This is a genomic window from Streptomyces sp. NPDC086080, from assembly GCF_044540255.1.
Lineage (GTDB): Bacteria > Actinomycetota > Actinomycetes > Streptomycetales > Streptomycetaceae > Streptomyces.
Window position 1 is genome coordinate 39,912 of the sequence record NZ_JBITRU010000003.1, and the last position, 21,354, is coordinate 61,265.

Below are 21,354 nucleotides of genomic sequence, written 5' to 3' on the forward strand. Positions count from 1 at the left end.
TAGCCCGAACGGCCGATCGAAGCAAAAGCCCAGGTCAGAACGGATTGTCAGTGGCATACCTCACGATGTGCACATACGGCATCCCGTCTCGGGGCGTGCCGTCACGAAGACGACAGGAGGTTCGTCATGGCCAACTCGTCCGCACCCGTCGCCCGTCGGCGCCGTGCAGCCGGCCCTGCCCCCTCACTGAACGGTCCGGCGAGCGACGTCCACCCCGTGCTGCGCCGCGCCACGGCCCCGCCCGCCGCCCTCGACCTGCTCGCCAAGGCCCGTGCCGGACTCGACGAGACCACCGTCCTCGAAACACCGAACGACCGCTATGCGACGGCCCACCTCGCCGCCCTGCGTGCCGCCGCCGCCGTGCTCGCCGCGCGTGGGCGGCCCGAGGGCTCGCCCCGGGGCCGCGCCCGGATCCGCAGCGCCTGGGACGTGCTCCCCGAGATCGCGCCCGAGCTCACCGAGTGGAGCGCGCTGTTCGCCTCCGGGGCCCGGCGCCGCGCCCGCGCCGAGGCGGGCATCCAGGGCGCGGCGACCGCCCGGGACGCCGACGACCTCATACGGGACGTGACGACCTTCCTCCGCCTGGTGGAGCGCATGCTGGCCCCCCAGCCGGTCCTGCCCCAGCCACGCACCGACCCCGAAGGCCCCGGCCACATGCCGGACGCCGGCTGAGCCCTCACCGCAGGGGCGCCGGGGAGCCGCGCGAACGGTGGCCGGGGGCGGAGCCCCGACCACCACGGCGCAGGCCATAAGGTGGACAGCGAGCACCCCAAGCCCAACCGCCCCGCCGCATTCCCGGTGGGACCCCGCCGAGGAGTCACTACCGTGTCGGACCCGATGCGACCCCGCGCCGCTCTCCGTACCGCCGTGGTCTGGGAGGTCCTCCAGGACGCCCTGGAACGCCGGGTCAAGGCGACCGGGCGACAGGCGCTGGACGTCCTCGACACCGGCGGCGGCAGCGGCAACTTCGCGGTGCCGCTCGCGCGCCTCGGCCACCGGGTGACCGTCGTCGACCCCAGCCCGAACGCGTTGTTCGCGCTGGAGCGCCGTGCGGCCGAGGCCGATGTCGCCGACCGGGTTCGGGGAGTCCAGGGGGACGCCCACGGTCTCTTCGACGTGGTCGAGCGCGGCGGCTACGACGTCGTGCTGTGTCACGGAGTCCTGGAGTACGTCGACGACCCGGCCGAGGGCGTACGCAACGCGGTGGCCGCGCTGCGTCCCGAGGGCGTGCTCAGCCTGCTCGCCGCGGGCGTCGGCGGCGCCGTCCTCGCCCGCGCCCTCGCCGGTCACTTCACGGAGGCCCAGCGGGCGCTCGACGACCCGAACGGCCGATGGGGCTCGGGCGACCCCGTACCGCGCCGCTTCACGGCCGGACAGCTCACCTCGCTCGTGGAGGACGCGGGCCTCCGGGTCGGCGCCGTGCACGGGGTGCGGGTCTTCGCCGACCTGGTCCCCGGTGTGCTCGTCGACACCGAGCCCGGAGCCCTGGAGGCCCTGCTGAAGCTGGAGGCCGCCGCGGCCGAGGTCGCCGCCTTCCACGCCGTGGCCACCCAGCTTCATGTGCTCGGTGAGACGCCGGGGACCGCGGGGGCCTGAGCCGCGTCCTGTGACGCGCCGCTGATCAGCGACGCGTCCGGCCGTCCCCCCGCGCATGGACTCCGCCACAGGCCCCCCGAATGGCGGCTGCGCGCCGTATGATCGAGGGAGACCGCCCGGCATGACGGGTCGGCCGCCGGGGAATGAGAAGCCTCAGCGGGCCGGGACGTGATCGCTGGTACCGGTTGGCCAATTGGCGTAGAGGGGCGGGTTTCACGGGGGCGATTCCCCGCCTATCCTGAAGGGACCCCCGGGTCGCCCCGGCGACTGCACGATGAGGAGGACTCCGTGCCGCTCTCGGAGCACGAGCAGCGCATGCTCGAGCAAATGGAGCGAGCGCTGTACGCCGAAGATCCCAAGTTCGCGACGGCGCTCCAGGGAAGCGGGCTGCGTACGTACACCCGGCGACGGGTCTACCAGGCGGTCGCCGGCTTCCTCGTGGGTATTGCGCTCCTCATGGCCGGTATGGTCGCCCAGCAGGTCTGGCTCAGCGTCGTGGGATTCCTCGTGATGCTCGGCTGCGCGGTCCTCGCGGTGACCGGCTGGCGCAAGGCGCCCAAGCCGGGTGAGCAGGCCGCCGGCGCGACAGGTGCCCCGCAGGCGGGGCGTCAGGGGAGACAGCGTCGCTCCATGATGGACCGTATCGAAGAGCGCTGGCAGCGGCGCCGTGACGAACAGGGCGGGCGGTAGGTCCGCCCTCTGGCGCGTTGAGACATGGTTGAGGGGGTGACCACCTGAGTGGTGGTCACCCCCTCAACCATGTCCACCTGCCGTGCGGCCCCGTGCGGTGGGCTGCACGGCCCGCGCGTCACCGGTCGCCCGGCGTCGGTGTGATCGGGAGGCCGCACACGGGGCGGTCCGCGGGCGGGTGGCGGAGACGGCCGGGAGGGGGAGCGGCGGCGGAGAGGGCCGGTGGGCCGGGCCGGCGCGCGGTGGTGCGGCGGAGGGCGTCCTGGGCCCGGACGGGGTGGACAGGGCGGGTCCGGGAGCAAGGCCGGGGACGACGTGATGATTCGGCTGACCGAGCGAGGGCGCGGACGGCGATTTCCGGCAACCGGGCGTGCCCCGGTCCGGGTCCCCGCTGCAGGTCCGCTTCGCGGACGCGGAAGGCCGGCCCGCGGGAGGTGTCCCCGCGGGCCGGCCGCCTGCCTCAGCTCTGCTGCCGGGACGGTCGTCGCCAGGCCGGGCGCAGGGCCGGCAGGCGAGCGCGGAAGCCCGACCATCGGGCCGACGCCGACCAGACCACCCGCACCGCCGACCGCGGGGTGAGCAGCGCCCGCAGCCGCGTCCGCCGGCCCGCCGAGTCCCGCAGCCCCGCGATCACCCGGCGCACCTCGTCCGCAAGACCCGCGGCCGGCCGCGGTCGCGGCGCGTACAGGACCTGCTCCACCGCGCCGGCGACCCGGTGCACCGATTCCGCCGCACCCCGGTCGAGACGGCCGAGCCGCACGATCCGGTCGGCCGCCCCCCGCGGCGTCAGCGACTCGTCCGGCGAGATGCCGTAGTCCCACGCCGTGTCGGTCAGCTCGTCCCAGACGGCCAGCACGTACGGTGCCGCGTCCGCCTCCGACCGGCCGTGGCCGCCGAGGCGCACCGCCCGGGTCCGCAGCCGCCACAGCATCGGCGACAGCGGCAGCACCAGGACGGCGAGACCGGCCAGTGCCCACCACAGCAGCGCGTACCACTTCGGCCCGTCACCGCCCGTGCCCAGGGCGGCCTGCGGCGACTCGCTCCCGCACCCGTCCAGCCTCCTGCGCTCGGGCGAGCAGCTCTCGCTTTCCGAGGCAGCCGCGGACGGCTCGTCCGGCGAGGCCTGGGACGGCCGCGCCGGATCGGGCAGCGTGTTGTCCGCCGCGTTCGGCACCGTGTACGGCGGCGTCGAACCCCGGGTCGGAGTCGGCTCGAAGCGGGTCCAGCCCACGCCCTCGAAGTACAGCTCCGGCCAGGCGTGCGCGTCCCGCAGCCCGACCGAGATCGTGCCGTCGGCCTGCGGGGTGCCGGGCGCGAAGCCCACCGCGACCCGCGCCGGTATGCCCAGGGAGCGGGCCATCGACGCCATCGCGAAGGAGAAGTGCACACAGAAGCCCTGCTTGTCCCGCAGGAAGCGGGCGATCGCCTGCGAGCCGCTGCCGACGTCGACCTGGGTGTCGTACTCGAAGCCGCCGTTCAGCGTGAAGTACTCCTGGAGCTTGACCGCCTGGTCATAGGCGTTGTCCGCGCCCTCGGTGACCTCACGGGCGGTCCGGGACACCACGGCCGGAAGCGACTCCGGCAACTCGGTGTACTCGTGCTTCAGGACGGGTGACGGCTCCGGCGCGCCTGCCAGCTGCTCCGCGGTGGGCTGCACCTGGAGGCTGCGCACCTCGTACGTCAGATCGCGGGTGTTCTGGCCGTGGTCGCCGACCAGCGTCATGCCCACGGGTTCGTAGCGCCACTTCCCCTCGATGCTCACCTCGCTCGGCGGGTACGGCATCGGCAGCCAGCTCTGGCCGTACCAGTCGGCGGTCGAGACCGACGTGGCGACCTCCGTGCGCGCGATGTCGGGGCCGAGACCGGGCGGGGTCGGGAACCTGCCGTCGGGCACCGTGGTGATGGACCGCTTCGACGGCTTCCACGTGGTGCCGTCGAAGTCGTCCAGGGACACGATCCGCAGGTACAGCTCCGATGTGTCCGCCATCTCGGTGCGCACCGACAGCACCTGGCGGTCCTCGTTCACGTTCAGTGAGTCGCGCAGCGACACCAGCGGGTTCACCGCGGAGATGGTGCCGCCCCCGCCGTCGCCCGAGCCGACGCCCGCGCCGGTGGGGCCCAGCAGCCCGCCGTTCATCGCCGGCAGGCCGAGCGGCGCCACCAGCGCGATGCCCACCGCGAGCACCCCGATCCGCCGTCCGGTGCGCACCGGCGCGACGGCCCCCGGCTGGTCGGCGCCCGGACCACGGGCCGTCCCGCTGAACACCCGGCCCCACTGGGAGAGCCGGTCGCGCCCCTCGGCGAGCAGCAGCATCAGATAGCCGGCCGCCGCCAGCAGGAACCACAGCCACTCGATGCCGTTGTCGGACAGCCCGGCGGCCACCGAGTACAGCGCGAGCAGCGGAAGCCCGGCCGGGGCCGCGCTGCGGAAGGTCACCGCGAGGGTGTCCACCAGCAGCCCGATCACCAGGACCCCGCCGACCAGCATCAGCCGGATGCCGTCGGACAAGGGGGCCGGGATCGCGAACCGGCTGACATCGTCCCCGCCCTGCTCCAGCAGTTCGGCGAAGTACCGCAAGGCGTCCGGACCGGGTATCAGCCCGGCGAAGGCGTGCTCCCGCGCGAAGACCAGGGTCAGCAGCACCAGGGTGACGGCGAGCTGCGCCGCCACCGTCAGCGGCCGTGCCAGCGGCACCCGCCGCGCGGCCGCGCCGACGCCCGACTGCACCGCCAGCAGCAGCGTCGACTGGACGAGCCAGGTCGCCTTGTCGACCAGCGGCACCAAGGCGCACGCCGCCATCAGAGTGGCCGCCCACGCGCAGATGGCAAGCCTCGCCCGCCCGCTGATCACGGTCCCTCCCCACCGCTCGCCGCGGCCAGGCCCGACCGCTCCCGGTCCGCCTGCCGCCACAGCTCGTTCAGCGAGGCGCCCCGCGGTACTCCCAGGGCGGTCCAGCCCGCCTCGCGCAGCATCCGCAGTCGTTCCTCGCCCTTGTCCAACGGGCCGGGCACACCGGCCGGTTCCCGGAGCCACGTCGCACTGTCCAGCAGGAAGGCGAGGGCACCGCCGCCACGCTGCCGCATCCGGGCCAGCACCGCGGCCTGCTCCTCGTCGAGGTCGCCGAGGAAGGCCACCAGCAGCCCCTCGTTCCCGCCGCGCAGCACGTCGTAGGCGCGGGACATACCTTCCTCGTCGGAGTGGTCCACCACGGCGAGGGCGTCCATCATCAGCCCGGCCGCGTCCGCCGACTCCTTGTTCACCCCCGCGAAACCGTCGGACCCCTCGCCCGGCACCGATGTGCCGGTGTCGGTCAGCAGCCGCACCGAGAAGCCCCGCTCCAGCATGTGCACCAGCACGGAGGCCGCGCCCGACACCGCCCATTCGAACGCCGAGTCCGGTCCCGCGCCCTCGTAGGCGATGGCCCGCGTGTCCAGCAGTACCGTGCACCGGGCGCGCTGCGGCTGCTCCTCGCGGCGCACCATCAGCTCGCCGTAGCGCGCGGTGGAGCGCCAGTGCACCCGGCGCAGATCGTCGCCGTAGCGGTAGCCGCGGGGGATGACGTCGTCCTCACCGGCCAGCGCCAGCGAGCGCTGCAGCCCGTCGCCGTACCCCATCGCCTCGCCGCTCAGCCGCACCGGCGGCAGCGGCTCCACGCGCGGGATCACCGTCAGCGTGTCGTACGTCGAGAAGGACCGGGTCAGCTCGCACATCCCGAACGGGTCGGACAGCCGCAGCTGGAGCGGGCCCAGCGGATAGCGGCCGCGCAGATCGGAGCGGACCCGGTAGGACACCTCGCGGCGGCCGCCCGCCTCCACCCGGTCCAGGACGAACCGCGGGCGTGGGCCGAGCACGTAGGGCACCCGGTCCTGCAGCATCAGCAGGCCCGTGGGCAGCCGCGAGACGTTGTCCATCCGCAGATGCACCCGCGACTCGGAACCGGCGGGCACCCGCCCGGGGGAGAGCCGGCGGCTGCCGGCGACCCGGTAGCGGGTGCGGTAGAGCACGCTCGCGCACACCAGGGGCAGGACCGCCAGCAACAGCCCGACGCGCAGCAGGTCGCTCTGGCCGAGCACATAGGCGCAGAGCGCGGCGGCCACGCCGGCGGCCAGGAAGGAACGCCCGCGGGTGGTGAGTCCCGCCAGGGCCGTCCTGATGCCGCTCCGGTCGCCCGTGTCGCCGTCCGTGTGGACGGCGCCGGCGTCCGTCATCACAGCCTCCGGGGAGGCTGCTGGCCGAACTCCGGACCACGGTGACCGAGGGCGCTCTGCGGCGGGGTGCCGGCGGGCACCGGGACGCGCTGCAGGATCTCCTGCACCACCTGCTCGGCGGTCCGGCGGTTGAGCTGGGCCTGGGCGGTGGGCAGCAGCCGGTGGGAGAGGACGGCCGGCGCGAGTGCCTGCACGTCGTCCGGCAGGGCGTAATCGCGGCCGCCGAGGGCCGCCGCGGCCTTCGCCGCGCGCAGCAGGTGCAGCGTCGCGCGCGGGGAGGCGCCGAGTCTGAGATCGGGGTGCGTGCGGGTGGCGGCGACCAGGTCGACCGCGTACCGGCGGATCGGTTCGGCCACGTACACGTCGCGCACCGCCTCGATCAGCTTCAGGATCTCGTGCGCGTGCGCCACCGGCTGGAGGTCCTCCAGGGGGGAGACGCCGCCGTGCACGTCCAGCATCTGCAGTTCGGCCTCCACACTCGGGTAGCCGACCGAGACGCGGGCCATGAAACGGTCGCGCTGGGCCTCCGGCAGCGGATAGGTGCCCTCCATCTCGACCGGGTTCTGCGTCGCCACGACCATGAACGGGCTGGGCAGCTCGTAGGTCTTGCCGTCGATGGTGACCTGGCGCTCCTCCATCGACTCCAGCAGCGCGGACTGTGTCTTCGGTGACGCGCGGTTGATCTCGTCGCCGATCACCACCTGCGCGAAGATGGCACCCGGTTTGAACTCGAAGTCACGGCGCTGCTGATCCCAGATGGACACACCGGTGATGTCCGAGGGCAGCAGGTCCGGCGTGAACTGGATCCGCCGCACCGAGCAGTCGATGGACCGCGCCAGCGCCTTGGCGAGCATCGTCTTGCCGACCCCCGGCACATCCTCGATGAGCAGATGTCCCTCGGCGAGCAGTACGGTCAGCGAGAGCCGTACGACCTCAGGCTTTCCCTCGATCACGCCTTCCACCGAATTCCGCACGCGTTCCACCACGGCGGTCAGATCAGTGAGGCTCGCTCGATCGTCATAGGTCGTCACCCGGCCCTCCTCGGCCTTCTCCCACGCTCCATGAAGGAGCGGGGCACCCCAAATGTCCCGGGCCGACACCCTTCTCCAAGGACCGGCCCACCGAATCACGGACACCACGCGGGAAAAGTTCCGCGTGACACCACTCCCGCATTCTTGCCGCCGTTACCGATTCGTGTCACTCGCCTGTGGACAACTGACAGCGATATGTCAGGTCTTACGACCGGAACGGCTCCGGAGTTCAGCGGATCCCGGGGCGGGCGCGCGGCCGGGTCAGACGGGGTCGACCTCGCGCAGCAGGCCCGACTTCACGTCGAAGACGAATCCGCGCACGTCATCGGTGTGCAGCAGGAACGGCGAGGTGCGCACCCGGGCCATCGACTGGCGTACGTCCTGGTCGACGTCCCGGAAGGCCTCCACGGCCCATGCGGGGCGCTGGCCCACCTCCATCTCCAGATCGTGCCGGAACTCCTCGGTGAGGGACTCCAGGCCGCAGTTGGTGTGGTGGATGAGGACCACGCTGCGGGTGCCGAGCGCCCGCTGGCTGATGGTCAGCGAACGGATCACGTCGTCGGTGACGACGCCGCCCGCGTTGCGGATCGTGTGGCAGTCGCCGAGCGAGAGGCCCAGCGCGTCGTGCAGGTCGAGGCGCGCGTCCATACAGGCCACCACCGCCACGTGCAGGATCGGGCGGGCGTCCATCCCGGGGTCGGTGAAAGCGGCCGCGTACTGCTCGTTGGCCTCAACCAGACGGTCGGTGACCTTGCGGGGGGAGACGGGGGTGTTCGGGGGGCCTGCGGGAACCGATGCGGAAGTCGTCATACTCCTGACGGTAATGGTCACGAGGGCGGCGGGCCCGTTGTGAGACGGGACAAAGAAGGTCAACGATCCTTGTTGTGAGGTAATCCACACGAGTGGTGTGAGTCCCCTCCTGAGGATGATTCACCCGATGTATCCCTTGACCCGCCGAGCGGGCCGCGACGCGGTCAGGCCGGTTGATTGACCGGGCGGGACGGTGGACTAAAGTGACGCCGAGCGGGAGGCGACACTGCCCGCTGCACTGATTTCCCCCGGAGACCCAGGCCACGACCAGGGAGTCTCCCCGCGTGCGCGGCGCGTACGTACGGCTCGGCCTCCTCCCGCCGCCGCTCGGCCGACGCCTCTGGTGCCGGCCGCCCCTTCACCGGGGGAGGGCGCGGCGGGGAACCGACGGTGCGTGCACGCCGGGCCGGTATCTGAGAGGGCCACTTGAGCGAGAGTCGACACGTCCCGGTGATGCTCCAGCGGTGCCTGGACCTGCTGGCACCCGCACTCGAGCGGCCCGGAGCGGTGGTGGTCGACTGCACCCTCGGCCTCGGCGGCCACAGCGAGGCCCTGCTCCAGCGGTTCCCCGAGGCCCGGCTCGTCGCGCTGGACCGTGACAAGGAAGCCCTGCGGCTGTCCGCCGAGCGGCTGGCCCCCTTCGGTGAGCGGGCCACCCTGGTGCACGCCGTCTACGACGAGCTCCCCGACGTCCTCGTCCGGGTCGGCACCCCGCGCGTGCAGGGTGTTCTGTTCGACCTCGGGGTGTCCTCCATGCAGCTCGACGAGGCCGGCCGCGGCTTCGCCTACGCCCAGGACGCCCCGCTCGACATGCGCATGGACCAGACGACCGGGATCAGCGCGGCCGAGGTCCTGAACACCTACCCGCCCGGCGAACTCGTCCGCATCCTGCGCGCGTACGGCGAGGAGAAGCAGGCCAAGCGGATCGTGTCCGCCGTCGTGCGTGAGCGTGAGAAGGAGCCGTTCAGCACCAGCGCGCGCCTGGTCGAGCTGATCCGGGACGCGCTGCCGCAGGCCGCCAAGCGCACCGGCGGCAACCCGGCCAAGCGCACCTTCCAGGCCCTGCGGATCGAGGTCAACGGCGAACTGTCGGTGCTGGAGCGGGCGATCCCGGCGGCCGTCGGGTCCCTCGCCGTGGGCGGACGGATCGCCGTGCTGTCGTACCACTCCCTGGAGGACCGCCTCGTCAAGCAGGTACTCGCGGCGGGCGCCGCCACCACCGCCCCGCCCGGGCTCCCGGTCGTCCCCGAGCAGTACCTGCCCCGGCTCAAGCTGCTCACGCGCGGTGCCGAACTTCCCACCGAGGAGGAGATCGCCGAGAACCGCCGTGCGGCCCCCGCGCGGCTGCGCGGCGCCGAGCGGATCCGGGAGGACGTCGGGTGAGCCGCCGACCGTACCGGGCACACGCGGCACAAGGGCACGGACGGCGCACGAGGCGGGTGACGGGCCGGCGTACGGGCGGGACAAGCGAACTCAGGGGAGCGTGAGTGAGTAGGAAACCCGGACTGACAGGGCGGCCCGAGCTGACGGGGCGGGCGGCCCGGCTCGCGCGGCTCCTGCCCACCGGCCGCGCCCAGGCGGCCCGCACCCCCTTCGTCCTGCTCGTCGTCCTGCTCCTCGGCGGCGGCCTGATCGGTCTCCTGGTGCTGAACTCCGCCCTCAGCGAGGGCGCCTTCCGGCTCGACGACCTCCAGCGGGAAACCAAGGACCTCACCGACGAGGAACAGGCCCTGCAGCGGGACATCGGCGGCTACTCCGCCCCCGACGCCCTCCAGCGCCGCGCCCTCGAACTGGGCATGGTGCCCGGCGGTGATCCCGCCTTCCTGTCCCCCGACGGCAAGGTCAGGGGCGTACCCGGGGCCGCCTCCGCCGCCCCCGCGCCCGCCTCCGCATCGACCCCGACCCCCGGCAGGTGACGGAAGTGTCCGACAGGGAACCGCCCCGCCGCCGGGTGCCCGGCCCCGCCAGGCCCGCCAGGCCGGGTGCCGGACGACGCCCAGGACCCGGCGCCCGCCGGCCCGCGGGCCCCCGTCCGGCGGGCCCGAAGGTCATCCGTCTGGGCAGCCCGCGCCCCCGGCTGCGCCTGGTCGGCGTGACCCTGACCCTCGTCCTGCTCGCCTTCGTCGTCCGTCTGTTCCAGGTGCAGGCCGTCGACGCGAGCACCTACGCCGGCAAGGCCGAGCAGAACCGCTACGTCGGCCAGGTGCTGGCCGCCGAACGCGGCGAGATCACCGACCGCACCGGTGTGGCTCTCGCGACCAGCGACGACGCCTACGACATCACCGCTGACCCCACGATGTTCGCGCCGGAGGAACTGGACATCGCCGACGGCCCCGAGCAGGCCGCCGCCCTCCTCGCCCCGATCATCGGCGAGGACCAGGACGACCTGGTCAGGAAGCTCCGGCCGGAGAACAAGGCCCTGCGCTACGTCAAGCTGGCCGGCCGCCAGACCCCCCAGGTCTGGACGCAGATCAAGGACCTCAAGGCCGCCCTCGCCAAGAAGGCGGAACAGGACGACAGCACCGCCAACGTCCTGGCCGGGGTCTTCTCCGTCCCCACCAGCAAGCGGGTGTACCCCAACAGTGAGCTCGCCGCCGGGATACTGGGCTGGGTCAACGCCGAGGGCGAGGGCGGCGGCGGCATCGAGCTCCAGCTGGACAAGCGGCTGGCCGGCGAGGACGGCAAGATCCGCTACGCCCAGTCCGGCGGCCGTCTCGTCCCGACCGCCGGCGGTGCCACCGAGACCCCGGCCGTGCCAGGCAGCGACATCGAGCTGACCATCCACCGGGACATCCAGTGGGCCGCGCAGAACGCCATCAGCAAGCAGGTGGAGGAGTCCGCGGCCGACCGCGGTTACGTCATCGTCCAGGACACCCGCACCGGCGAGGTGCTCGCCATGGCCAACGCTCCCGGGTTCGACCCCAACAACCTCGCCGAGGCCGATCCCAAGGCACTCGGCAACGCGGCCGTCCAGGACGCCTTCGAACCCGGCTCCACGGCCAAGGTCCTCTCGATGGCCGCCGTCCTCGAGGAGAACGCGGCCACTCCGGGCACCCATGTCGTGGTGCCCAACCGGCTGCACCGCGGAGACCGGCTCTTCAAGGACGACATCGACCACCCGACCTGGTACCTCACGCTCAACGGCGTGCTCGCCAAGTCCAGCAACATCGGCACCATCCTCGCCACCGGCCAGCTCGGCAGGACCCAGACCGCGGCCAACAAGGTCCTCTACGACTACCTGCGCAGGTTCGGCCTCGGCGAGCACACCGGCCTCGGCTTCCCCGGCGAGACCAAGGGCATCCTCGCCCCGCCGGACACCTGGTCCACCTCGCAGCAGTACACGATCCCTTTCGGCCAGGGCGTGTCGGTCAACGCCATGCAGGCCGCCTCCGTCTACTCGACCATCGCCAACGGCGGCGTCCGGGTCGAACCCACCCTCGTCCGCGGCTCCACGGGACCCGACGGACGCTTCACCCCCGCCCCGAAGCCCAAGGAGACCAGGGTCGTCAGCGAGAAGACCGCGAAGACGCTCGCCCGAATGCTGGAGTCCGTCGTGGACGACGAGGAGGGCACCGGCACCAAGGCGCGCATCCCGGGCTACCGGGTCGCGGGGAAGACCGGTACGGCGAACCGCGTGGATCCGGCCACCGGCAAGTACCACGGCTACACCTCGTCCTTCGCCGGGTTCGCCCCCGCCGACAAGCCCAGGGTCACCGTCTACTGCGTCATCCAGAACGCCACCCGGGGCAGCTACTTCGGCGGCCAGATCTGCGGACCCGTGTACAAGCAGGTCATGGAGTTCACCCTGAAGACCCTCCAGGTGCCGCCGACCGGCGCCGCCCCCGCCAACCTTCCGGTCACCTTCACCCCCTGATCCGTACACCGAGCACCGAGCCACCAGGAACCACCTCGTGACAACGAACAGCCCCGCCCCCGGGAACCACGGCAGCCGCCCCTCGCTTCGCCCCCCGGCCGGTACGCCCGGTACGCTCACCGCCGTGCCACACGCTGATCAGTACCGAACCACCCAGAAGGGTCACCCCGTGACATATCCGGGACCGCCCCGCCCGGACCGGGTCTCCGCCACACCCCTCGCGGAACTCGCCGGTCAGCTGGGTGCCGCCACGCCCGAGCAGGCCGCCGGGGTCACGGGCATCACCCATGACTCGCGCGCCGTCCGCCCCGGGGACCTGTACGCCGCCCTCCCGGGCGCCCGCGCCCACGGAGCCGACTTCGTCACCCAGGCCGCCGGCCTCGGCGCGGTCGCGGTGCTGACCGATCCGTCCGGCGCCGAACGTGTCGCCGCGACCGGACTGCCGGCGCTGGTCGTCGACGACCCGCGTGCGCGGATGGGCGAGCTGGCCGCCACCATCTACGGCCACCCGGGCCGTGACCTGCTCCAGATCGGCATCACCGGCACCTCCGGCAAGACCACCACCGCCTATCTCGTCGAGGGCGGCCTGAAGACCGTCCGCAGTACGGGACTCATCGGCACGGTGGAGATGCGCATCGGCGACGAGCGCATCAGGTCCGAGCGGACCACTCCCGAGGCCACCGACCTCCAGGCACTTTTCGCGGTCATGCGCGAACGCGGCACCGACGCGGTCACCATGGAGGTCTCCAGCCACGCCCTGGTCCTCGGCCGGGTCGACGGCTGCGTCTTCGACATCGCGGTCTTCACCAACCTCAGCCCGGAGCACATGGAGTTCCACTCCGGGATGGAGGACTACTTCCAGGCCAAGGCGCAGTTGTTCACGCCCGCGCGCAGCCGGCTCGGCGTGGTCAACGTGGACGACGAGTACGGCCGCCGGCTCGTCAAGGAGGCCGGTGTCCCGGTCGTCACCTACTCCGCCGAGGGCCACCCCGACGCCGACTGGCGCGCGGAGGACGTGGAGGTCGGCCCGATGGACTCCACGTTCACCGTGGTCGGCCCCGAGGACGAGCGGATCACCGCCCGCTCACCGCTGCCGGGCCCCTTCAACGTGGCCAACACCCTGGCCGCGATCGTGGCCCTCGCCGTCGCCGGACTCGACCCGCAGGCCGCCGCCGACGGCGTCGCCGCCGTGCCGGGTGTGCCGGGCCGGCTGGAGCGCGTGGACGCCGGACAGCCCTACCTCGCGGTGGTCGACTACGCCCACAAGACCGACGCCGTGGAATCGGTGCTGCGCGCCCTGCGCAAGGTCACCGAGGGCCGGGTGCACATCGTGCTCGGCTGCGGCGGTGACCGCGACGTCACCAAGCGGGAGCCGATGGGCGCCGCCGCCGCACGGCTCGCCGACACCGCCGTACTGACCTCCGACAACCCCCGCTCCGAGGACCCCCTCCGGATCCTCGCCGCCATGCTCCAGGGCGCCGCCTCGGTGCCCGCCCACGAGCGCGGTGAGGTGCAGGTCTTCGAGGACCGGGCCGCCGCGATCTCCGCCGCCGTCACCCGGGCGCGGCCCGGCGACACCGTGCTGGTCGCGGGCAAGGGCCACGAGCAGGGCCAGGACATCGCCGGGGTGGTGCGTCCCTTCGACGACCGCCAGGTGCTTCGCGAAGCCATCAAGAAGACCCAGGGATGAACTTGTGATCGCCCTCTCCCTCGCCGAGATCGCAGAAGTCGTCGGCGGCCAGACCCATGACATACCGGACCCGTCCGTCCAGGTCACCGGACCAGTGGTCCGCGACTCGCGGGAGGCGGGGCCCGGCAGTCTGTTCGTCGCCTTCGTCGGCGAGCGCGTGGACGGACACGACTACGCGGCCGCCGTCGTCGAGGCGGGCTCGGCCGCCGTGCTGGCCTCCCGGCCCGTCGGGGTGCCCGCGATCGTCGTCGAGGACGTCCAGGCGGCCCTCGGCGCCCTCGCCCGGCATGTCGTCGGCCGGCTCGGCGCCACCCTCGTCGCGCTCACCGGCTCGGCCGGCAAGACCAGCACCAAGGACCTGATCGCCCAGGTCCTCGGGAGCAGGGCGCCGACCGTCTTCACCCCCGGCTCGCTCAACAACGAGATCGGACTGCCGCTGACCGCGCTCACCGCCACCGAGGAGACGAAGTTCCTCGTGCTGGAGATGGGAGCGCGCGGAATCGGCCATATCCGCTACCTCGCCGGCCTGACACCGCCGAAGGTCGGCCTGGTCCTGAATGTCGGCTCCGCGCACATCGGCGAGTTCGGCGGCCGGGAGCAGATCGCCCAGGCCAAGGGCGAACTGGTCGAGTCCCTGCCCCCGGCCGAGGAGGGCGGCACCGCGATCCTCAACGCGGACGACCCCTTCGTACGGGCCATGGCCGCCCGTACGAAGGCGAAGGTGATCCTTTTCGGAGAGTCCGACGAAGCGGACGTTCGGGCTGAGAACGTGCGACTCACGGACAGCGGACAGCCTTCCTTCAGGCTTCACACACCCTCCGGTGCATCCGATGTGACCATGCGCCTGTACGGTGAGCATCACGTGTCGAACGCGCTCGCCGCGGCCGCCGTCGCCCACGAGTTGGGCATGTCCGCAGACGAGATCGCCACCGCGCTCTCCGAGGCGGGCTCCCTCTCCCGCTGGCGGATGGAGGTCACCGAGCGCCCGGACGGCGTGACGGTCGTCAACGACGCCTACAACGCGAACCCCGAGTCCATGAAGGCAGCGCTGCGCGCGCTGGCGGCCATGGGCAGAGGGCGGCGTACGTGGGCGGTGCTCGGCAAGATGGCCGAACTCGGGGACGAGGCGCTCGCCGAGCACGACGCGGTCGGACGGCTCGCCGTCCGGCTCAACGTCAGCAAGCTCGTCGCGGTCGGGGGCAGGGAAGCCGCCTGGCTGCAACTGGGCGCATATAACGAGGGTTCGTGGGGTGAGGAGTCGGTGCACGTGTCCGACGCACAGGGGGCGGTCCACCTGTTGCGCAGCGAATTGCGCCCGGGGGATGTCGTACTCGTGAAGGCGTCCCGTTCGGTCGGGCTCGAGAGTGTGGCGCAGGCGCTGCTCGAGACCGGTGCCGAGGGTGAGGTCGCCGCCCGATGATGAATCAGATCCTGTTCGCAGGCGTCATTGGCCTCTTCCTCACGCTGATCGGCACCCCGCTGCTGATCAAGCTGCTCGCCCGCAAGGGATACGGGCAGTACATCCGCGACGACGGCCCGCGCGAGCACGCCAGCAAGCGCGGCACGCCGACGATGGGCGGTATCGCCTTCATCCTGGCGACGCTCGCCGCCTACTTCCTGTCCAAGGTGATCACCGGCAAACCCCCGACCTTCTCGGGACTGCTGGTGCTCGGCCTCATGGTCGGCATGGGCATGGTCGGTTTCCTGGACGACTACATCAAGATCGTCAAGCGGCGTTCGCTGGGTCTGCGGGCCAAGGCGAAGATGGCCGGCCAGCTGATCGTCGGCATCTCCTTCGCGGTGCTCTCGCTGCAGTTCGCGGACTCCCGCGGGCAGACCCCGGCGTCCACGAAACTGTCGTTCATCACCGACTTCGGCTGGACCATCGGCCCGGTGCTGTTCGTCGTCTGGGCGCTGTTCATGATCCTCGCCATGTCGAACGGCGTGAACCTGACCGACGGTCTGGACGGCCTCGCCACCGGCGCCTCCGTCCTGGTCTTCGGCGCCTACACCTTCATCGGCGTCTGGCAGTTCCAGGAGTCCTGCGCCAACGGCGATACGCTGACCAATCCGGGCGCCTGTTACGAGGTGCGCGATCCGCTGGACCTCGCCGTCGTCGCCTCCGCGCTGATGGGCTCCTGCCTCGGCTTCCTGTGGTGGAACACCTCCCCGGCCAAGATCTTCATGGGCGACACCGGTTCGCTGGCGCTCGGCGGTGTGCTCGCGGGCCTCGCGATCTGCTCCCGCACCGAGCTGCTGCTGGCCATCCTCGGCGGTCTGTTCGTCCTCATCACCATGTCGGTGGTCATCCAGGTCGGCTCGTTCCGGCTCACCGGTAAGCGGGTCTTCCGGATGGCGCCACTCCAGCATCACTTCGAACTCAAAGGCTGGTCCGAAGTCCTTGTGGTGGTCCGCTTCTGGATCATCCAGGGCATCTGTGTGATCGTCGGACTGGGCCTCTTCTATGCGGGATGGGCAGCGGACAAGTGACCGACTGGCAGGGGAAGCACGTCACCGTCGCCGGCCTCGGCGTCTCCGGAGTGCCGGCGGCGAAGGTGCTGCACGGGCTCGGCGCGAAGGTCACCGTCGTCAACGACGGGGACGACGCCCGCGCGCGTGAGCAGGCCGCCGAACTGGAGGCGCTCGGCGTCACCGTCCGCCTCGGCGACGGGGCGACCCTGCCCGAAGGCACCGAACTGATCGTCACCGCCCCCGGCTGGAAGCCGGACAAGCCGCTCTTCGCGGCGGCGGACGAGGCCGGGGTGCCGGTGTGGGGCGACGTCGAACTCGCCTGGCGGCTCAGGAAGCCCGGCGCGGCCCCCTGGCTCGCGGTCACCGGCACCAACGGCAAGACCACCACCGTCCAGATGCTCGCCTCCATCCTGGAAGCGGCGGGGCTGCGCACCGCGGCCGTCGGCAACATCGGCGTCTCCCTCCTCGACGCGGTGCTCGGGGAAGAGGAGTACGACGTACTCGCCGTGGAGCTGTCCAGCTACCAGCTCCACTGGGCGCCCTCCCTGCGCGCCCACTCCGCGGCCGTGCTGAATCTCGCCCCCGACCACCTCGACTGGCACGGCTCGATGGAGGCGTACGCCGCCGACAAGGGCCGCGTCTACGAGGGCAACCGCGTCGCCTGCGTCTACAACGTGGCCGACAAGGCCACCGAGGACCTGGTCCGCGAGGCCGACGTCGAGGAGGGCTGCCGGGCGATCGGCTTCACCCTGGGCACACCGGGTCCCTCCCAACTCGGCGTCGTGGAGGGCATCCTGGTCGACCGAGCCTTCGTCGAGAACCGGCACAAGAACGCCCAGGAGCTCGCCGAGGTCTCCGACGTCAGGCCCGCGGCCCCGCACAACATCGCCAACGCCCTCGCGGCCGCCGCCCTCGCGCGGGCCTACGGGGTGCCCGCGAGCGCCGTACGGGACGGCCTGCGGGCCTTCACCCCGGACGCGCACCGCATCGCGCACGTGGCCGACGTGGACGGCGTCGCGTACGTCGACGACTCCAAGGCCACCAACACCCACGCGGCTCAGGCCTCGTTGGCGGCGTACGAGTCGATCGTGTGGATCGCCGGCGGCCTCGCCAAGGGCGCCACCTTCGACGAGCTCGTCGCGGACTCCGCGAAGCGGCTGCGCGGCGCCGTGCTGATCGGCAGGGACCGCGCGCTGATCCGCGAAGCCCTGGCGCGACACGCCCCGGAAGTACCCGTCGTCGACCTCGACCGGACCGACACTGGGGCGATGCTCCAGGCTGTCCAGGAGGCGAAGCGGCTCGCACGGCCCGGCGACACGGTACTGCTGGCCCCCGCCTGCGCCTCGATGGACATGTTCGCCAACTACAACAAGCGCGGTGACGCGTTCGCACAGGCGGTGCGAGAGCTCGGCGCCTGACCCCCGGCCCCGCCTGGCGCCGGGCGACCTTGGGAGGGACGCGTGGGACCGTCTAGGGCCTGTCGTTCGGATCAGGACGCAGGGATGCGAACGACAGACCGTGGGGCGAGTCGCCCGGCGCGCCGTGGAGGCCGTGATGCCCAGTAGCCGTACCGGCCGCCCGCCCGTGCAGCGGCCCGCGCGCCGGCCCGCCGTACCCGGGCCCCCGCGCGAGAATCCCGTCCGCACCCTGGTCATGCGGGCGCGCAGGGCCTGGGACCGCCCGCTGACCGCGTACTACCTGATCCTCGGCGGCAGTCTGCTGATCACCGTACTGGGCCTGGTGATGGTCTACTCGGCCTCCCAGATCACGGCGTTGCAGATGTCGCTGCCCGGCTCCTACTTCTTCCGCAAGCAGCTCCTGGCCGCCGGGATCGGCGCCGTCCTGCTGTTCGCGGCGTCCCGGATGCCCGTGAAGCTGCACCGGGCGCTGGCCTATCCCATCCTGGCGGGAGCCGTCTTCCTGATGGCCCTGGTCCAGGTGCCGGGGGTGGGAGTCGAGGTCAACGGCAACCAGAACTGGATCGCCCTCGGCGGCAGCTTCCAGCTCCAGCCCAGTGAGTTCGGCAAGCTCGCGCTGGTGTTGTGGGGCGCCGATCTGCTCGCCCGCAAGCAGGACAAGCGGATGCTGGCCCAGTGGAAGCACATGCTGGTGCCGCTGGTACCGGCCGCGTTCATGCTGCTCGGGCTGATCATGCTCGGCGGCGACATGGGCACGGCCATCATCCTGACGGCGATCCTGTTCGGCCTGCTGTGGCTGGCCGGGGCGCCCACCCGGCTGTTCGCCGGTGTGCTGGCCATCGCCGCGGTGCTCGGCGCGCTCCTCATCGGGACCAGCGAGAACCGGATGGCCAGGCTCGCCTGTCTCGGCGCCACCGAGCCCCAGACCGGCCCGGTCGACTGCTGGCAGGCCGTGCACGGTATCTACGCCCTCGCGTCCGGCGGGATCTTCGGTTCCGGACTCGGTGCGAGCGTGGAGAAATGGGGCCAACTGCCTGAAGCCCACACGGACTTCATCTTCGCCATCACCGGTGAGGAACTGGGCCTGGCGGGGACACTGTCGGTACTCGCCCTGTTCGCGGCTCTAGGCTATGCGGGTATCCGCGTGGCCGGACGCACGGAGGACCCCTTCGTGAGGTATGCCGCGGGAGGCGTGACCACCTGGATCACGGCCCAGGCCGTGATCAACATTGGTGCGGTGCTCGGTCTGCTGCCGATCGCCGGTGTCCCGCTCCCGCTGTTCTCCTACGGAGGGTCCGCCCTGCTGCCGACCATGTTCGCCATCGGGCTGCTCATCGCGTTCGCGCGTGAGGATCCCGCTGCACGGATGGCGCTTGCGATGCGGCAACCCCGCTTTGGTAAAAAGCGGGTCAGGGGCTCTCAGGGGCCCCGGAGACGGAACACGATGCGACGGCGTGCCACCCCGGTGGCGCGTTCGTCCGGAGAGCGGTGAATTTCGGTGCATGTCGTACTCGCCGGCGGAGGAACCGCGGGCCATATCGAGCCCGCGCTCGCCCTCGCGGACGCCCTGCGCAGGCAGGATCCGTCCGTGGGCATCACGGCCCTGGGCACGGAACGCGGCCTCGAGACCCGCCTCGTACCCGAGCGCGGGTACGAACTGGCGCTGATCCCCGCCGTACCGCTGCCACGCAAGCCCACCCCCGAGCTCATCACCGTCCCGGGCCGGCTGCGGGGCACCATCAAGGCGACCGAACAGATCCTGGAGCGGACCAGGGCGGACGCCGTGGTGGGCTTCGGCGGCTACGTCGCCCTGCCCGCCTACCTCGCGGCCAAGCGGCTCGGTGTGCCGATCGTCGTCCACGAGGCCAACGCCCGTCCCGGTCTGGCCAACAAGATCGGCTCGCGGTACGCCGCCCAGGTCGCCGTCTCCACGCCCGACAGCAAGCTGCGCAACTCCCGCTACATCGGCATCCCGCTGCGCCGCTCCGTCGCCACCCTCGACCGGGCCGCGGTGCGGCCCGAGGCCCGCGCCGCGTTTGGACTCGACCCCAACCTGCCCACGCTGCTGGTCTCCGGCGGCTCGCAGGGCGCCCGCCGGCTCAACGAGGTCGTCCAGCAGGTCGCGCCGTGGCTCCAGCAAGCCGGAATCCAGATCCTGCACGCGGTCGGCCCGAAGAACGAACTGCCGCAGGTGCAGCAGATGCCGGGTATGCCGCCCTACATCCCGGTAAGTTACCTGGACCGGATGGACCTCGCGTACGCCGCCGCCGACATGATGCTCTGCCGCGCGGGCGCGATGACCGTCGCCGAACTCTCCGCCGTCGGCCTTCCGGCCGCCTATGTCCCGCTGCCCATCGGCAACGGCGAACAGCGCCTCAACGCCCAGCCGGTGGTCAAGGCCGGCGGGGGACTGCTGGTCGACGACGCGGAACTGACGCCGGAGTGGCTCCAGCAGAACGTGCTGCCGGTCCTCGCCGACCCGCACCGGCTGTACGAGATGTCCCGCGCCGCGGCCGAGTTCGGCCGCCGGGACGCCGACGACCTGCTCGTCGGCATGGTGTACGAGGCGATCGCCGCCCATGCGCATCGTTAGACCCGTATGACGGAAGGCAGGAAGCGTGGCCGGATCGACCACCGCGGAGCGCGGTGAACGCGAGCGGGAGTCGTCCGGCCCGCCGCCCGTCCGGAGGTTCGGGCGGCGGCGACTTCATCGGATCATCGCACTGGCGGTCGTCCTGGTCTTCGTGGGAAGCGGCGCGTTCTGGCTGCTGTACGGGTCGGATCTGGTGCGTGTGGAGCGCGTATCCGTGTCGGGGACCGCTGTTCTGACCGCTGCCCAGGTGCGCGGGGCCGCCGACGTGCCCCTCGGGGAACAGCTGATTTCCGTCGATACCGAGACGATCGAAGCCCGGCTCGCGAAGGCATTGCCCCGAATTGACACGGTTGATGTGGCCCGTTCCTGGCCGCATGAAATCACGCTGAAAGTGACGGAACGTTCCCCGGTTCTCGTCGTCCGCGAAGAAGGCGAGTTCATCGAAGTGGACGACGAGGGTGTCCGGTTCGCGACGGTTTCCAAGGCCCCCCGGGGTGTGCCCGAGCTGAAATGGGAAACCCCGGGGAGTGGTTCCGCGGCGGCGAGCCTGCGCCGACTCGGCGGGGACCGGCTGGTGCGGGCGGCGGTGCGGGTGGCCGGCGCCCTTCCCGGGGCCGTGGCCGAGGCGACGCGGAGCGTCAAGGTCCGTTCCTACGACGACATCTCGCTGGAGCTGGCGGACGGCCGTACGGTCGACTGGGGGAGCGCCGAGAAGGGCGCCGAGAAGGGCCGTACGCTCGCCGCGCTGATGAAAGCGGAGCCCGGCGCGCGGCACTTCGACGTCAGCGTTCCCACGGCCCCGGCGTCATCAGGGAGTTGACGGGTATCCGTGCAGGCCAAGACCCTGGCTGGGCAGCGCTACGGCTGATCACATAGGGTGAAAAGAAAAACGGGAGGTTCGGCGTGTTCGTTGAACGGGCGCCACGTGTCGACTTAGTGTCCTGTTCAGAAGACTCCAGGGAACAGACACA

At 71.8% G+C, this 21,354-nt stretch carries 17 protein-coding genes; 13 read left to right on the top strand and 4 right to left on the bottom strand.

Going from position 1 to position 21,354, the window contains the following annotated elements; genetic code table 11:
• Positions 1-126 precede the first annotated feature (126 nt).
• From ACIF9R_RS04325 to ACIF9R_RS04335, 3 genes are all read left to right on the top strand, one after another.
• Entirely contained in the window at positions 127-672 is a 546-nt protein-coding gene (locus ACIF9R_RS04325) for an SAV_6107 family HEPN domain-containing protein (RefSeq protein WP_399974119.1), read from the top strand.
• 153 nt (positions 673-825) lie between these two features.
• Complete coding sequence (locus ACIF9R_RS04330) at positions 826-1,596, top strand: methyltransferase (RefSeq protein WP_399974122.1); 771 nt, start codon at positions 826-828, stop codon at positions 1,594-1,596.
• Between the two features lie 288 nt (positions 1,597-1,884).
• Positions 1,885-2,286 carry a DUF3040 domain-containing protein gene (locus ACIF9R_RS04335; protein WP_399974125.1) on the top strand — a complete coding sequence of 134 codons (402 nt, stop codon included), beginning with the start codon at positions 1,885-1,887 and terminating at the stop codon, positions 2,284-2,286.
• Positions 2,287-2,746: 460 nt separating this feature from the next.
• Here the strand turns inward: ACIF9R_RS04335 and ACIF9R_RS04340 are convergent, their stop codons facing one another.
• From ACIF9R_RS04340 to ACIF9R_RS04355, 4 genes are all read right to left on the bottom strand, one after another.
• The gene (locus tag ACIF9R_RS04340) at positions 2,747-5,086 is read right to left on the bottom strand and encodes a DUF3488 and DUF4129 domain-containing transglutaminase family protein (protein WP_399974931.1); all 2,340 of its coding nucleotides are present in this window, start codon (positions 5,084-5,086) and stop codon (positions 2,747-2,749) included.
• 47 nt (positions 5,087-5,133) lie between these two features.
• Complete coding sequence (locus ACIF9R_RS04345; protein ID WP_399974128.1) at positions 5,134-6,495, bottom strand: DUF58 domain-containing protein; 1,362 nt, start codon at positions 6,493-6,495, stop codon at positions 5,134-5,136.
• Positions 6,495-7,526 (bottom strand): AAA family ATPase, encoded by a 1,032-nt coding sequence (locus ACIF9R_RS04350; protein WP_399974131.1) that lies wholly within the window; start codon positions 7,524-7,526, stop codon positions 6,495-6,497. Before ACIF9R_RS04350 ends, ACIF9R_RS04345 begins: the two co-directional genes overlap by 1 nt.
• A gap of 261 nt (positions 7,527-7,787) precedes the next feature.
• Positions 7,788-8,336 carry a beta-class carbonic anhydrase gene (locus tag ACIF9R_RS04355; protein ID WP_399974134.1) on the bottom strand — a complete coding sequence of 183 codons (549 nt, stop codon included), beginning with the start codon at positions 8,334-8,336 and terminating at the stop codon, positions 7,788-7,790.
• 426 nt (positions 8,337-8,762) lie between these two features.
• Here ACIF9R_RS04355 and rsmH point away from each other — a divergent pair, with 426 nt between their 5' ends.
• From rsmH to ACIF9R_RS04405, 10 genes are all read left to right on the top strand, one after another.
• Positions 8,763-9,719, top strand: a complete 957-nt coding sequence (rsmH, locus tag ACIF9R_RS04360) for a 16S rRNA (cytosine(1402)-N(4))-methyltransferase RsmH (RefSeq protein WP_399974136.1) — start codon at positions 8,763-8,765, stop codon at positions 9,717-9,719.
• Between the two features lie 104 nt (positions 9,720-9,823).
• A complete protein-coding gene (locus ACIF9R_RS04365) occupies positions 9,824-10,252 on the top strand; it encodes a hypothetical protein (protein ID WP_399974139.1) in 429 nt (142 codons plus the stop codon).
• Between the two features lie 5 nt (positions 10,253-10,257).
• Complete coding sequence (locus ACIF9R_RS04370) at positions 10,258-12,210, top strand: peptidoglycan D,D-transpeptidase FtsI family protein (protein WP_399974142.1); 1,953 nt, start codon at positions 10,258-10,260, stop codon at positions 12,208-12,210.
• Between the two features lie 169 nt (positions 12,211-12,379).
• Positions 12,380-13,900 carry a UDP-N-acetylmuramoyl-L-alanyl-D-glutamate--2,6-diaminopimelate ligase gene (locus tag ACIF9R_RS04375; RefSeq protein ID WP_399974146.1) on the top strand — a complete coding sequence of 507 codons (1,521 nt, stop codon included), beginning with the start codon at positions 12,380-12,382 and terminating at the stop codon, positions 13,898-13,900.
• A gap of 4 nt (positions 13,901-13,904) precedes the next feature.
• Complete coding sequence (murF, locus tag ACIF9R_RS04380; RefSeq protein ID WP_399974149.1) at positions 13,905-15,320, top strand: UDP-N-acetylmuramoyl-tripeptide--D-alanyl-D-alanine ligase; 1,416 nt, start codon at positions 13,905-13,907, stop codon at positions 15,318-15,320.
• Entirely contained in the window at positions 15,317-16,390 is a 1,074-nt protein-coding gene (gene mraY / locus ACIF9R_RS04385; RefSeq protein ID WP_399974152.1) for a phospho-N-acetylmuramoyl-pentapeptide-transferase, read from the top strand. Before murF ends, mraY begins: the two co-directional genes overlap by 4 nt.
• Complete coding sequence (murD, locus tag ACIF9R_RS04390; RefSeq protein WP_399974155.1) at positions 16,372-17,790, top strand: UDP-N-acetylmuramoyl-L-alanine--D-glutamate ligase; 1,419 nt, start codon at positions 16,372-16,374, stop codon at positions 17,788-17,790. The genes mraY and murD overlap by 19 nt, the downstream gene beginning before the upstream one ends.
• 136 nt (positions 17,791-17,926) lie before the next feature.
• Positions 17,927-19,282 (top strand): putative lipid II flippase FtsW, encoded by a 1,356-nt coding sequence (gene ftsW / locus ACIF9R_RS04395; protein ID WP_399974158.1) that lies wholly within the window; start codon positions 17,927-17,929, stop codon positions 19,280-19,282.
• A gap of 6 nt (positions 19,283-19,288) precedes the next feature.
• Positions 19,289-20,383 (top strand): undecaprenyldiphospho-muramoylpentapeptide beta-N-acetylglucosaminyltransferase, encoded by a 1,095-nt coding sequence (murG, locus tag ACIF9R_RS04400; protein ID WP_399974161.1) that lies wholly within the window; start codon positions 19,289-19,291, stop codon positions 20,381-20,383.
• Positions 20,384-20,408: 25 nt separating this feature from the next.
• On the top strand, positions 20,409-21,203 hold the full coding sequence (locus tag ACIF9R_RS04405) for a cell division protein FtsQ/DivIB (protein ID WP_399974163.1): 795 nt from the start codon (positions 20,409-20,411) through the stop codon (positions 21,201-21,203).
• The last annotated feature ends 151 nt before the right edge of the window (positions 21,204-21,354 follow it).

Excerpts from the sequence above, each read along its gene's own strand:
- ACIF9R_RS04325 (WP_399974119.1), top strand. The coding sequence starts at position 127 with ATGGCCAACTCGTCCGCACCCGTCGCCCGTCGGCGCCGTGCAGCCGGC.
- ACIF9R_RS04340 (WP_399974931.1), bottom strand. The coding sequence starts at position 5,086 with ATGGCGGCGTGCGCCTTGGTGCCGCTGGTCGACAAGGCGACCTGGCTC.
- ACIF9R_RS04345 (WP_399974128.1), bottom strand. The coding sequence starts at position 6,495 with ATGACGGACGCCGGCGCCGTCCACACGGACGGCGACACGGGCGACCGG.
- ACIF9R_RS04355 (WP_399974134.1), bottom strand. The coding sequence starts at position 8,336 with ATGACGACTTCCGCATCGGTTCCCGCAGGCCCCCCGAACACCCCCGTC.
- mraY (WP_399974152.1), top strand. The coding sequence starts at position 15,317 with ATGATGAATCAGATCCTGTTCGCAGGCGTCATTGGCCTCTTCCTCACG.
- murD (WP_399974155.1), top strand. The coding sequence starts at position 16,372 with ATGGGCAGCGGACAAGTGACCGACTGGCAGGGGAAGCACGTCACCGTC.
- ftsW (WP_399974158.1), top strand. The coding sequence starts at position 17,927 with ATGCCCAGTAGCCGTACCGGCCGCCCGCCCGTGCAGCGGCCCGCGCGC.